This is a genomic window from Haloarcula sp. CBA1127, from assembly GCF_001485575.1.
Classification (GTDB): Archaea; Halobacteriota; Halobacteria; order Halobacteriales; family Haloarculaceae; genus Haloarcula.
In genome coordinates this window covers 66,083-78,477 of sequence record NZ_BCNB01000006.1, presented here as the reverse complement: position 1 = coordinate 78,477, position 12,395 = coordinate 66,083, and the positions used below count along the sequence as shown (strand labels likewise).

Sequence of the window (12,395 nt, the reverse complement as noted above, 5' to 3'; positions counted from 1 at the left end):
ATACTGAAGCCACTTACATCGATCTCGGATATGGCCGGAAGAGAGGTTGAATCCACGCTCCCGGGATAGGATTCCTGGTGAGGCAAAGCCGTTCTCACGAATCCACTCCATGATGCGCTCATCTACCTGAATCATCCAAGGTGCGGGCTTTCGTGGTGTCATTCACGCCTGTTCGTGATTCTCGCTTGCGCTGGGGCCGTCGTCGCTATGCGACTCAATTTCATCAGGTGCATTTTCGGAAGTGTCAATCTCACCAACTAGGTACTTCTCTCCCCGTTCTGTGATTCGATAGACACCGTTCCCAAGGTCCTTCACAAGACCGTGTTCAGCCAACTTGTTCAAGCGGTTAGACACCTGTTGTCGACTCCGTACGATGAAATCCTGCTCGGATAGCTCCTTAGCGGTAGTTGTTTCAGTGCCCTCCAAATGTTCCAATATCCTATCATCAAGCAATACCATCCACTCGCCGCTGTATCTCATATTGATAACTAACTAATCGACGTGCTAATATTCCTGTGGATAGCAAATCAGTTAGTACTTACCAATTAAGTTAGCTTGCGTAAAATATATTTGCTGTTGGTTAATTAGTTGCTAACGCAATGGCACAGAGAAGCCTGTCAGTGTCCATTTCGATGCCGGTAGAAATGGATGAAGACATCCAGAGAGAGGCAGAGAAGCACGATATGGGGTATTCAGAGTACGTTCGCCACGTTATCCGTCAGGCAACGGACTCACCATTTGAGTGCCCAGACGCAGTGCTGTGTAAGGACGAGAATCACGAAAAGGGGGCCGCGTAAATGCCTGGCAGCAATTCCCGGGGCCCCGATTTTTCTGAGGATACCTGCGACGAAAAGACTGACGACGATGAGGTGGACGGCCCATGAACGGCGATAAGATTGACCCTGAAGACCTGCCACTACACCCGGAGTACACGCCGGCGATGGTCCAGATTCAGGGTCAAGGTGTCGTCTACGTCGCAGACTACCAGACACTCGAAAGCGGCTGGGTACGTCTCACCGAGTGGCGTGACCGCCGCGTCAAACTCCCGCCGCACAAGATCGAGGCGATTCGAGAGGTGCGGACGGAGTACTACGACGCCGGTACAGACGGCGAGTACGTGAAGGCGAAGCGCGTGGCTCACGATGAGCAGCGAGAGGAGGCCAGCGCCGACGATTCTGGCGGCAAGGTGGTGGTTGCCGGTGACTGACGCCTATAGCCTCACAGTCGAACTCACGCGGGGCGGTGATAGCAACAACCGCGACAAGATGAAGGCGAAGGTCTCAGCTGACAGCGTCGACGAACTACGTGAGAAGGTCGAAGCGGTTCGTGGCGAGATGCAGGAGTGGGCCGACGACTTCCGTAACATCCAGCCGCAGGTTCGCCGCCAGCTCCCGGACGACCAGAGCGAACTGAGTGAGTTAGAGGCATGACTCGCGGCGGTAGACGGCGGGGCGACCCTACAGAGCTATCTCCCCGCGAGGCTTGCCAGCGCTACCTTCGACGCCGTCGGTCAGACTCGACAGAGAAGAGCGTTCACGGCTGGGAGTACCGGCTGAAGCTCTTCGTTGAGTGGTGCGATTCCGTCGGTATAGAGACGGTCGGGGAACTGCGTGGCTACGATCTCGACGAGTACTACGAAATGCGGAGCGCGGAGATCGCGCCGGCCACGCTCGAAGGCGAGATGTGGACGCTGAAGATGCTCTTCGAGTTCCTCGAAGATCTTGAAGCGGTCGACCAAGGTCTATCAGACAAAATCCGCATTCCTGACCTTGACCCAGAGGACCGGTCAAACGATACGAAACTTGCTGCCGACAAAGCAGCCGCACTGCTGTCCTATTACCGTGAGAGCGACAGAGACTACGGAACTCGGCAACACGCGTTCCTTGAACTCGCGTGGAACACTGGCGCTCGACAGGGCGGCCTGCGGGCCCTGGACCTGCGGGACACGGAGCTGGGAAGTAGCCCCTACGTCGAGTTTCGCCACCGACCGGAGACGGACACCCCGCTGAAGAACAAGCGCCGCGGTGAGCGTCCGGTGGCGCTTCCGAGAGAGACGGCCGACGCGCTGGAGGCGTACATCAACGGCCGTCGGTACGATGTACGGGACGAGCATGGCCGTCAGCCGCTGCTGGCGAGCGCGAGTGGACGGCCGACGACCAACACCATTCGAGTGTGGAGCTACCTCGCCACGCTCCCGTGCAGCTACGGGATGTGCCCTCACGAGAAGGACATCGAGAAGTGCGACTGGAACGAGTACGCCCACGCCAGCAAGTGCCCGTCGAGCCGGTCCCCGCATCAGATTCGGACGGGTTCGATTACGTGGCACCTGAACCGAGGATGGCCGCCGGAGGACGTAGCGGAGCGCGTCAATTCCTCGGTGAGTACCATCGAGGACCACTACGACAAGGCAGACCCTGAACAGCGGCGGCGACGGCTTCGCAACCGGATGGAGGACCGCCGCCGACCACTGATCAACGAACTGGAGTTCACCCAATGACACCAACTGACCCATCAGCGACGAACCGACAGCGAACCGAGTATGAGCATCCTACGAAACCGGTTAGTTCCGCGTCGCGCCGGCCCACTTTTCCAATTCAAACCGGTGAGCGACATTTCTCGGTTTACAGGTGGCTGTATCGCGTCCCCGTGAGCGACGAAACTGGGCGCTCGCGATGCTTTGCTCCGCGGCGGTTCGAATTCGGCCTGATTCCCGCTTTCAATTACGGAGCCGAGACGAAACAAGACCGCTCTCAGCGCCGATTATCAGCCTGTGTTCCGACCCCGAGCAGTCTTGTAGGCCTGTCCGCGGAACCGGAACCGACGACTGTTCGAATCGTAGCCGAGCACGCCGTCCACAGCTCGCTCGTCGGTCCGGACAACGACATGACGCACATCGTCGGTCAGGAACGGGAGGGCGTTGCGAAGTCCACCCTCGTACGTGGCGAACCGACCGCTTGCCATGACCTGTTCGGCAATGACCCGCTCGCTCGCGCTGCTGGTGCGAGTCAGCGAGAACGTCGCGTCGGCAGGATGCTCCCCATCGCCGTGGCGGCTAGTCGTCACCGTGAGCGTGTCGCCGTCACGCGCTGTCGAGACGCCGTCGGTTGGCGTCACGGCAGCCCGGTCGCCGACCAGTTCGACCAGCGCACCGCTGTTGGCCGTCGCGTGGCCGTAGCCGGCGACGACGGCGTACTCGCCGTCGCCGAGGTAGCCCTGCGTGAGGCCGTCACAATGGCAGTCGCCGGTGCTGCACCCGACCGACTGTCGGTTAAACGCCCGGAAGCCCCACTGTTCTCGACCGCCTGGCGACAGAAGCCGACAGTCCGCGGTGTGGCCCATCGGCGCGATGTGGAACCACTCGCCGTCGACCAGTTTGTAAAGGTCCCAGTGGCCACACTGTAATCGCTTGTGGCTGTTGTTGACCACCTCGAAGCCGATCTGTGCGTCCAGTTGTACTCGCTCGGCGGTCGGGCGAACGAAGGCTGGGGTCGCCCGCTCTGCTTCGTGGAACCACTGGACACCACCGTCACCGGGAAATGACGGGAGCGAGCGGCCGGCGAACCGGGATTCCGTCTCCGGGCCGGGATGCTGTGTGTCCCAGACTGTGACTGAGAGCGTTTCGTCCTGGCCGCGGAACTCGTAGGTCCCGGTCGGCCGCCCGGACTGGCCCGGCTCGCCGACAAGCGTGTACTCCAGCTGGAGCCATTCACCGGGGGCCAGCCGGCGGGTGTCGGGCATCCACGGGCCGACGTCGTCGACGCGCCAGTATCCCTCGTCTGTTCTGCTGAGTGAGGGGACTTCGTCGGCGAGTTCGTTGTTGGCCGTGGGTGCGAGATGGAGGCGTGCTTCGTGGTCGTAGCCACTGGGCTGGCGGCTGTATATCTGTCCGATGCCTGGAATCGCCTCAATTCTGAACGTGTTCTCGAACTCGTTGCTATTCTGGAGCCAACCACGAAGCGTAGCCGGGTGGTCGTCGGTCGCCGTCCGGTCGAACCAGAGCCCGATTCGCGCCCTGTCGTCGGTGTGGAGTCCTGCCGAACTGAGGGCGTAGGTTCGCGGCCCGGTTTCCAGTTCGACGACGGTCGTCGGATTCTCGGGTCGGGGCGGGTCGCCGGTGTCTGTCGGCGTCGCTGTCCCGCTGTCGTTCGCGTCGGTCGCTGACTTCGTCGGGCGCGGAGCGGGCGTTACGTCGGCAGTCTCGTCTGAGTTGAGGGTACCGACCGAACAGCCGGCGAGCCCGGCCAGCGCACCCGGAACCGACGCGAGGAGGGCACGTCTGCGCATAGTCAGCGATTTGTCGCTCCAAATAAACCCTTTCTGGACGCTTAGACGGCGTTTGTAGCGTCTTTCGTATCGAGACTCGACAGCAGTCGACGGACGTAAATCGCCGTGGAGTGACGACTCAGTATGCGCCAGTTCGTCATCATCGGTCACGACGCCCCGACGACGCCGGAGTTCTCGCTCGACGACCTGGCCGGCGCTGCCGGCCGGCTCGACGTGCTCTGTCGGTGTGTCACCAGCGCGTTCTTCCTGAGCCACGCCATCCGGGAGGACGTTCGGGTCCACCTCGTTCTATCGGACGAGTACACCGTCACGTTCGAGGGGAGCGACCTCCGCCGGCTGAACCCGGACGAACGGTCCACGGCGGCGCTGATCCGCAAGGCGCTGGAAGAACGCGAGGAAGCTATCGGGCACATTCCGGTCGAAACCTCGCCGGGCGTGTCGCTCACGCGACGGGGGTTCGAGGGGACGCTGGACGACGTGGCCCGCCGCGGAACCGTCGTCAAGTTGCACGAGGACGGCGACCCCATCGTCGGCCTTGCACCCCCGTCGGACCCGGTGTTCGTCCTCTCGGATCATCACGACTTCCGAGACGAGGAAGCGGCGCTGCTGGCCGACCGTGCGGACGAGCGCGTCTCGCTTGGGCCGAAGGCCCTCCACGCAGACCATTCGATCACGGTCGCGCACAATTATCTGGACACGGCGGGGTTCGAACGGTACTGACGGGGCACGCTGGGGGACTGCCAGAAGGGTTTTCCTCCGCGGTTCGCTGAAATGGTGTATGGAATTATTGGGCTCGGAGACAGCGACGGGTCGCGCTGTCCGACGACGTATCGAAGCGACGAGGGACCGATGACCGACCGGGAAAGCCTGTCTCGTCGTGCGGTTCTGCAGACGGTCGCCGGGGCGGGTCTCGCGTCTGTCGCCGGCTGTTCGGCCTTTGAAGGCGAAAGCGACGACGCGGCTTCGACAGTCGAGGGCGAGCGAGCCGAAGAACTCGCCCGACGGTTCGCACCGACGCTGTACTTCGACCGGGCGGAGCCGTGGTTCCCGACGGACCCGCGGCCGTACACAAGCGAGCAGGACGGGGACACCGTCGTCGATGGGTTCGACGCCTTCGACGGGTATCACGAGCGAATGACTGACGGGGAGCCGCCGGACCCGACGGCGTTCTACAACGTGGTCGAGTACGAGAACTCGCCGCTCGCCGTCGTCCAGTTCTGGCTCTATTCAGCGTTCGACCAGTTCACGACGAACTTTCACTGGCACGACTGGGAGGTCCTGCACGTGTTCGTCGACACGGAGACGGGCGACCCCCAGTTGTACGTCGCCAGCTCCCACTCCCGGAAGGTGCCCAACAACGAGTTCCTTGACCCCGACCCGGAGATGGTGCCACGCATCCTCTCGGAACTGGGCTCACACTCCAGCGCGCTGTCGGTCAACGACGCTCGCGACCGGTTTACTCGGCTGCCGGAGGGCGACCGGTTCGCGGATATCACGAACAGCGCGGTCGAAACCATCGAGGACCTCGCGGAGATTCCCGTCGCCTATGGGCTCCCGCGCGACGAGGGCTCGCGACTTCCCTATCTCGTCCCGGAGTATGAGGGCGCACCGCTGTACGAACACGAGCGACTCCCATCAGTCAGCCGTGAGGACCTCATCTCGGGGTCGCTCACCGTCCGCTCGTTCGATAGCCTCACCGAACCGCCGTCGGACCTGCCGACGCGGGAGACGGGGCTCGTTTTCCAGCACACCGACCGGGGCGACGGTGACCCAGACATCGAGTACGACCTCGTGCCGAGCAGCGAACTGGAACATATCGCCGATTTCACCGGCCCGCAGTTGAGCTTCGAGTTCGCCGTGCCCGAGTTCGCCGAGGACGCCGTCTCAGGCCATATCACGACGACTGGTGCGCCCTGGAACCAGCCCCGCTACGAGAATCCCGCCGCGGATATCTCCGAACCGAACCACCGGGCGGCGCTGGCCGAGCGCTACGACGCTATCGGCGCGCCGGCGGAGATACGGACCATCGTTGCCAGCCTCTCGGAAGCTGTCTCGAACGACGACGCGCCCGAGGACGAAGGGCTCACGACCGAGGACACGACCGTCGAGTCCGTCGCCCTACTGGAGAGCGACCCCGAGGCCGTCCCGACCTTTTCAGGTCTGGCTGTCGTTCAGGACGTGCCAGCGGGCGAACACCGGTTCACCGTCAACGGGGCCGGCGTCGCGCCACACAGCGAGACGGTGTCGGTCCCTGAAACGAGCGAGACTGGGGGGCCAACCAGAGCCGGTGTCGGCGGTGAGGTCCCGCTCGTCGCTCGGAAAAACGCCACCCGTCTCGAAGTCGACCCCTCGGGAGCCGATAGTGACCTCACCGACCTCGCCGTTGAGGACGACTTCGCTGGTCGACTGTACGACGCCCCGCTCGCCGAACCCGACGCTGTGTACGTCCACGGCGGCGGCGCGTATACGACGGAGGTCCGGGACCGCGACGACGAGGTCGGAGCGTTCCGAGTGAACCCGGACCCTGAGGCAGACACTGCCGCAACAATCGACGAGCCCCGAACTGGCAAGGCATCGCTGGCGTCGTTCCTCGCCGACATCGCCGAGGAGACGCGCCAATCGGTGCTCGACGAGATGGACGATGACGGCGATTCTGATGATGACGACGGCACTCCCGGGAGCAGCGGCGGCTCCGAGAACGCTATTCAGGGCCTCGAACGAGCGCTCGCCGCTGTCGTTGCGGCCGCCGAGCGAGCAACGGAACGCGCCGAGGCCGGTGACCGCGGAAACGCTGACAAGCAACTCCAGGCCGTCGCTGACCGGCTCCAGCGCGTCGCGACCAGAATCGAGGCCGCAAGCGACGCCCTCTCGGACCCGCTGTCGAACGCGGCCCGACGACGCCTCGAACAGGCAGATCGGCGGACCGAGCAGGCACAGGCCGCTGACAAGCTGTGAGTGCGCGTGCTCTCGTCAGAGCCCGCCCCACCGGGCCAACCCGCCGGCGACGAGGACCAGTCCCCCGGCGATGAACGTTCCGGGGACCGGGAGGACGAACAATGCAATACCGAGCAGGATGACGATTGTCGATACTCTCATTCCATCTATACAGAGTGCGCCATCTCGTATCCGTCCGGTGCCTGCATTTGCGTGGACCCGTGCTGACTTTGCCGGTGGGGACCACACTCCCAGTATGGACGAGGAACTCGCCTGGGAGACGCTTGATGCAGAGACCGCATACGCCTGTCCGGGGTTTGATGTCGTCCGTGAGGATGTCCGCTTCCCTGACGGCACGGAGGGAGCGTTCGATTACGTGCAGCACGGTGAGAGCGTCATCGTGCTCCCGTTTACCGCCGACGGCGACGTGGTCGTTATCGAGGAGTGGCGACAGCCAGTCCGTCGAATCAACTACGGTCTGCCTGCCGGAACGATGGAAGACGAGGACGATGACCCAACCGTCGCCGCCGCCCGCGAACTCCGCGAGGAGACGGGCTACGAGGCCGATACGTTCGACCATCTCTACACGGGCGAACCGGCCAACGGCAACACCGATTACGTGTTCCATTACTACGTCGCACGCGGCTGCGAGGCGGCGGCCGACCAGAACCTCGACCACAACGAATCGATTCGGGTCGATACTGCCGACTTCGATTCGCTGGTCCAGTCGGTACGCGACGGCACGCTCCGTGACAGTCGGTCTGCCGTCGGTATCATGTACTATGCCCTGTTCGAGCGCTGAACTGACGACAGCTTGAAATCATGTGGGGTGGTACCAGCAAACATATGGCCTCGATTGCACTCGACGAACAGACGGAACGCCGGCTCGATAAACTGCGCGCGGCTGTCCGTCGCCGGACCGGTCAGCCGATTTCGCAGGCGGAACTGCTCGAACGGCTTGTCGAGGACGCCTACGGGTCCCGCGACGAGGTGGTTGCGATGTTCCGAACGTCACAGGCGTACGTCGCCGACGAGGACTCCGGGACCGTCCACCGACCCAAGCGAAAACTGGTCCCTGGCGGAGCGGAACAGCCCGACGAATAGCGGCGCTGTGCCGGCCGGCGCGTCGTTCGGCCCCACCGTCGTTCTCGGCTTCCGCCAGCGACGAACGGCCAGCCACGGGGGAACACAACCCTTAGGCGCGCCCACCGACGACGACGTGTAATGACGAATTTCGAGGTCCGCCAGTACGACGCCGCGGGCCGGCTGGGCGAGCTAACGGTGCCACGGGCCGGCGTCACCGTTGAGACGCCGACTATCCTGCCGGTGGTCAATCCCCACGTCCAGACGGTTGCACCGGCAACGTTGGCGTCGGAGTTCGGGGCGGAGATACTCATCACGAACAGCTACATCCTGCACGGCTCCGATGACCTCCGTGAGCCTGTGTTAGAGCAAGGCCTCCACGACCTGCTTGGGTTCGACGGGGCTATCATGACCGACTCCGGGTCCTTCCAGCTCGCCGAGTACGGCGACATCGACGTGACAACCGAGGAGATTCTGGAGTTCCAACACGAGATTGGCTCGGATATCGGCACGCCGGTGGACATCCCGACGCCGCCCGACGTAGACCGCGAGCGAGCGACCGAGGAACTCAAAACGACACAGGAACGGCTCGAACATGCTGCTACCGTCGACACCGGCGAGATGCTCGTCAGCGCGCCGGTCCAGGGAGCCACTTACCCGGACCTGCGGGAGCGCGCCGCTGCAGATGCCGTCTCCACGGGACTTGACGTGTTCCCACTGGGAGCCGTCGTCCCGCTGATGAACGAGTACCGCTATGCCGACCTTGCGGATGTTGTTGCGGCCTGTAAGCGCGGGCTGGGGGAGGTCGGTCCGGTCCACCTATTCGGTGCGGGCCACCCGATGATGTTCGCGATGGCGGCGGCGCTGGGCTGTGACCTGTTCGATTCGGCGGCGTACGCGCTGTACGCCCGCGACGACCGGTACCTCACGGTGCAGGGGACGGAACTGCTCGACGAACTGAGCTACTTCCCGTGTCACTGTCCGGTCTGTACCGACCACACGCCGGCGGAACTCGATGCGATGGACCCCGACCAGCGCGAGGAGTTGCTCGCGCGACACAACCTCCACGTCACCTACGGCGAAATCCGGACGGTCAAGCAGGCGATTCGCTCGGGCAATCTCATGGAACTGGTCGACAGCCGCGCCCGTGGTCATCCGGAGATGCTCGACGGCTACCGCGCCTTGCTCGACCACGCCGAGCAACTCGAACGCACTGACCCGGTCTCGAAGGACGCGTTCTTCTACACCTCGACTGAAAGCGCTCGCCGGCCCGAGGTCCGACGCCATCAGGACCGGCTCGAACGCCTCCCGGTCGAGGGCGAGGAGGTGCTGCTGACCGAAGGCAGTTCCAGTGCACAGTACGACGAGAGCTGGGGCGTCCTGCCCCCGTTCGGTCCGTATCCGCGCGAACTCGCCGACACCTATCCGCTGACCGCGGAAACGCCGGCCCGGACCGACCGGGCTGCCTACGAGGCCGCGGCCACAGGGGTCCGACGGCTGGTCGAACTCCATCCCGACGTGTCCTTTACCTTAGTCCACGACGACTGGCCGGCGACAGCGCTCAATCGCGTGCCGGATAGGGTCCGCCTGCGCGACCTGCACGCCCGCGACTGATTCGTTTTAATCTTCTCGCCGCCGTCAGACTGTCGGCACGTCCACGTCCGCATCGGCAGCCTCACGCCACGAACGGGTCGGCTCCCAGTCCAGCATCGCTGTGGCTTTGGCTGTCGAGTACGCCGCGGCGTCCCCCTCGACCGTGCAATCGTCCGGCACACGGCCGTAGTGGTCCCGCATGAGTTCGACCAGCGGCCGGCCCAGTGCGTTGTCGGGGCCGACGCAGTTGAACGCCTCATGCCCCGTGACATCTGCGGTGAGCGCGGCCTCAACGAGGCCGGCTACGTCTCGGACGTCAACGTACGACCAGTAGTTGCCCGCGCCGGCCGCGAGGTCGTCGACGTAGTCCTCGGACCGACAGGGGTACTCACCCGGAATCTGTATCCACGAGGGGCGAATCGACGCCACCGAGACGCCATCCCGACGGGCGATTGTCTTCCCGATCTCCTCGGTCACAACCTTCGAGAGCCCGTAGTCGTCCTCGGGCCTGCGTGCGTGCCTTTCCGTAATCGGGAGTTCATCCGGCACGGGGGTCTCCTCGGCGAAAAAGAACCCGTACGCGCCATCGGATGAGCCTTGCACCACGTCAGCGCCGACGCGGCCGGCCGCCGAGAGGACGTTGTGTGCCGCCAGCGTATTGTTCTGGAACAGATCTACACCGGGATGGTTCCCAGCTACCGGAATCGCCGCCCAGTGGACCACTGCATCCGGGTTGATGGCGGTGAGTGTGTCGAAGACGCTCCCGGCGTCTGTCAGATCGAGCGCACGGTACCCGACAGCCGGATGGCCCTCGTCGTCGGGGAGTCGACGATCAAGGACTGTTACGTTGTGCGGTCCAGCGAGCAGCTCGACGATCCAGCGTCCGGAACTCCCCCGGCCGCCGGTCACGACAACGTTCATACCGGACTTGGAGCCGCTGGCATCCAAAACGTGGCGGTGTGACTGCGTCTCCGCAAACGACGCTGTTACAGGTCAAGCCGGAACCGCTCGCCGTGCGTGAACGTCGTCCAGCCAAGGATGCGCTCGTCGCGATGCGGTCGGTCGGGGTCGTCGATTGCCGCCTGCTGGGCCGAGACGTACGTCGGGACGTTCTTCACCGGCTGTCCGCTCTGTTTGAGCGCTTTCAGGTACGTGTCTTTCTCGTAGTACGAGTAGGCCACCTCGTACAGTGAGGACGCAGATTCCTGCTTTCTGGCGGGGAAGCCGTCACTGTTGACAAACCGGTCGGGGTCCCCCTCGCCCATCGCTTCCCAGGCCTCCGGGTCAGCCACGTACGGCGCGTGGGCATCGAGAATACGTTCGATAGCACTCCTGTCACCGTCGAACTTCCGGTACTCGTACAGTGTGGGCCCGTCGAGTTTGTCGGCGTAGAGTCGACTGAGTTCCGCGGCGGTGACCAGCGCCTTCGCCGCGTACAGCGAGTACGCCAGACTCGAGGCACGAGTGATCTCGTTTTCCAGCAGGCCGTCCTCGCGGAGTTGGTTGAAGCCGGTCTCACGGTTCCGTTGCATGGCCTTCCGGAACCAGTCCCAGTCCCGGAGATACACGGCACCGGCGGCGTGAGTCATCTCCTGCCAGTTGAAGATGTTCTGTTGCCCCATCTCGGTCGGAATACCGTGGCCCACGTCGTCCAGGAACGTCCGTATCCACTCCTGCAGGTCAGCCTCCGTGCCGACGCTGTCGTCGTTCCACGCCTCGTGGCCGCGAACGAGTTCCGCACCCCACCACATTTTCGGGAGCGTGATGAACTGCTCGATGCTGTTCGTTTTTACTGGTGCCATATGGGTCTCCGACCGCAGGAACCAGTGGTCCAGCAGTTCGGTGGCTTTCTCGGCGTACTGATCCGCGTCGGTGTACTGGTAGGCGAGGCCCAGATCCCGTATTCTGTCTCCGGTTCTGATGGCGGCAACGTAGTCCTTGCGTGCTTCGGGGTCCTCGGGGCCTTTCGTTTTGAACTCGTGGCCGTCGCCGTTGTCCGTGACGCTCTCGGGATCCGCTGCCATCGCATCGCGGACATCACTCATGAAGGCCTCGTGGGCCCCCGTCCACGGGCTGTCGCCGTTCTCGACACGGGACTGTATCGCGGCCAGCGTATCGAGATGGACGAACATTGCGGGCCGGCTTTCACTTGGTGGCTCCGATACCTGTTCTGTTGATGACCCCGATACCTGTTCTGTCGGTGTCGGTTCCGTCTCATCTGACGCGGCCCTCGCACCCGAGTCTCCCGAGGAGAGGCCGGTCGAACAGCCCCCCAGCGCTACGGCTGTCCCCGAGAGGGCGAGCAACACGTCTCGTCGTGTCTGTCGCTGCACGAGTCATCTGTCACCCCCGATAGATTTAGTTAGGACCCAGCTAATCAGTGGACAGCACCCCGGTTGGGGTAATCATGGTCACACAACTGCCGATCAGGGTGGCGTCTGCTGGATTTGAGCGGCTCTTCGGTCACGGGGCCGTGCCGGCCCAAAGGCAAGATAGTTGGT

14 protein-coding genes are annotated in these 12,395 nt (G+C 63.5%); 9 read left to right on the top strand and 5 right to left on the bottom strand.

The features are described 5' to 3' along the window. Window positions 1-162: 162 nt before the first annotated feature. Window positions 163-480, bottom strand: coding sequence for a helix-turn-helix domain-containing protein (locus AV059_RS05025; RefSeq protein ID WP_058992703.1), 318 nt, complete (start codon window positions 478-480; stop codon window positions 163-165). Window positions 481-599: 119 nt separating this feature from the next. Here AV059_RS05025 and AV059_RS05020 point away from each other — a divergent pair, with 119 nt between their 5' ends. The 4 genes from AV059_RS05020 to AV059_RS05005 all read left to right on the top strand — a co-directional run bounded on the left by AV059_RS05020 (window position 600) and on the right by AV059_RS05005 (window position 2,497). Then, window positions 600-797, top strand: a complete 198-nt coding sequence (locus tag AV059_RS05020) for a hypothetical protein (protein WP_058992702.1) — start codon at window positions 600-602, stop codon at window positions 795-797. Window positions 798-880: 83 nt separating this feature from the next. Beyond that, window positions 881-1,207, top strand: coding sequence for a hypothetical protein (locus tag AV059_RS05015; protein WP_058992700.1), 327 nt, complete (start codon window positions 881-883; stop codon window positions 1,205-1,207). Beyond that, window positions 1,200-1,430, top strand: a complete 231-nt coding sequence (locus tag AV059_RS05010) for a hypothetical protein (protein WP_058992698.1) — start codon at window positions 1,200-1,202, stop codon at window positions 1,428-1,430. The genes AV059_RS05015 and AV059_RS05010 overlap by 8 nt, the downstream gene beginning before the upstream one ends. Next, window positions 1,427-2,497, top strand: a complete 1,071-nt coding sequence (locus AV059_RS05005) for a tyrosine-type recombinase/integrase (RefSeq protein ID WP_058992696.1) — start codon at window positions 1,427-1,429, stop codon at window positions 2,495-2,497. The genes AV059_RS05010 and AV059_RS05005 overlap by 4 nt, the downstream gene beginning before the upstream one ends. 266 nt (window positions 2,498-2,763) lie before the next feature. Here AV059_RS05005 and AV059_RS05000 read toward each other — a convergent pair whose 3' ends face one another. Next, the gene (locus tag AV059_RS05000; RefSeq protein WP_058992694.1) at window positions 2,764-4,284 is read right to left on the bottom strand and encodes a hypothetical protein; all 1,521 of its coding nucleotides are present in this window, start codon (window positions 4,282-4,284) and stop codon (window positions 2,764-2,766) included. Between the two features lie 123 nt (window positions 4,285-4,407). Here AV059_RS05000 and trmY point away from each other — a divergent pair, with 123 nt between their 5' ends. Then, window positions 4,408-5,004 carry a tRNA (pseudouridine(54)-N(1))-methyltransferase TrmY gene (gene trmY, locus AV059_RS04995; protein WP_058992693.1) on the top strand — a complete coding sequence of 199 codons (597 nt, stop codon included), beginning with the start codon at window positions 4,408-4,410 and terminating at the stop codon, window positions 5,002-5,004. Window positions 5,005-5,055: 51 nt separating this feature from the next. After that, window positions 5,056-7,239: a hypothetical protein gene (locus AV059_RS04990; RefSeq protein ID WP_058992691.1), complete on the top strand. Its 2,184-nt coding sequence runs from the start codon at window positions 5,056-5,058 to the stop codon at window positions 7,237-7,239. A gap of 15 nt (window positions 7,240-7,254) precedes the next feature. Here the strand turns inward: AV059_RS04990 and AV059_RS22935 are convergent, their stop codons facing one another. Further along, on the bottom strand, window positions 7,255-7,380 hold the full coding sequence (locus tag AV059_RS22935; protein WP_195156622.1) for a transporter: 126 nt from the start codon (window positions 7,378-7,380) through the stop codon (window positions 7,255-7,257). Between the two features lie 94 nt (window positions 7,381-7,474). Between AV059_RS22935 and AV059_RS04985 the strand changes: the two genes are divergently transcribed. The 3 genes from AV059_RS04985 to tgtA all read left to right on the top strand — a co-directional run bounded on the left by AV059_RS04985 (window position 7,475) and on the right by tgtA (window position 9,915). Next, window positions 7,475-8,020, top strand: coding sequence for an NUDIX hydrolase (locus tag AV059_RS04985; protein WP_058992688.1), 546 nt, complete (start codon window positions 7,475-7,477; stop codon window positions 8,018-8,020). A gap of 44 nt (window positions 8,021-8,064) precedes the next feature. After that, the gene (locus AV059_RS04980) at window positions 8,065-8,322 is read left to right on the top strand and encodes a hypothetical protein (protein WP_058992686.1); all 258 of its coding nucleotides are present in this window, start codon (window positions 8,065-8,067) and stop codon (window positions 8,320-8,322) included. Between the two features lie 120 nt (window positions 8,323-8,442). Then, window positions 8,443-9,915 (top strand): tRNA guanosine(15) transglycosylase TgtA, encoded by a 1,473-nt coding sequence (tgtA, locus tag AV059_RS04975; protein WP_058992684.1) that lies wholly within the window; start codon window positions 8,443-8,445, stop codon window positions 9,913-9,915. Window positions 9,916-9,939: 24 nt separating this feature from the next. Here tgtA and AV059_RS04970 read toward each other — a convergent pair whose 3' ends face one another. Both AV059_RS04970 and AV059_RS04965 read right to left on the bottom strand, forming a co-directional pair. After that, a complete protein-coding gene (locus AV059_RS04970) occupies window positions 9,940-10,815 on the bottom strand; it encodes an NAD(P)-dependent oxidoreductase (RefSeq protein WP_058992682.1) in 876 nt (291 codons plus the stop codon). A gap of 65 nt (window positions 10,816-10,880) precedes the next feature. Further along, window positions 10,881-12,026: an alginate lyase family protein gene (locus AV059_RS04965; RefSeq protein WP_195156687.1), complete on the bottom strand. Its 1,146-nt coding sequence runs from the start codon at window positions 12,024-12,026 to the stop codon at window positions 10,881-10,883. Between the last annotated feature and the right edge of the window lie 369 nt (window positions 12,027-12,395).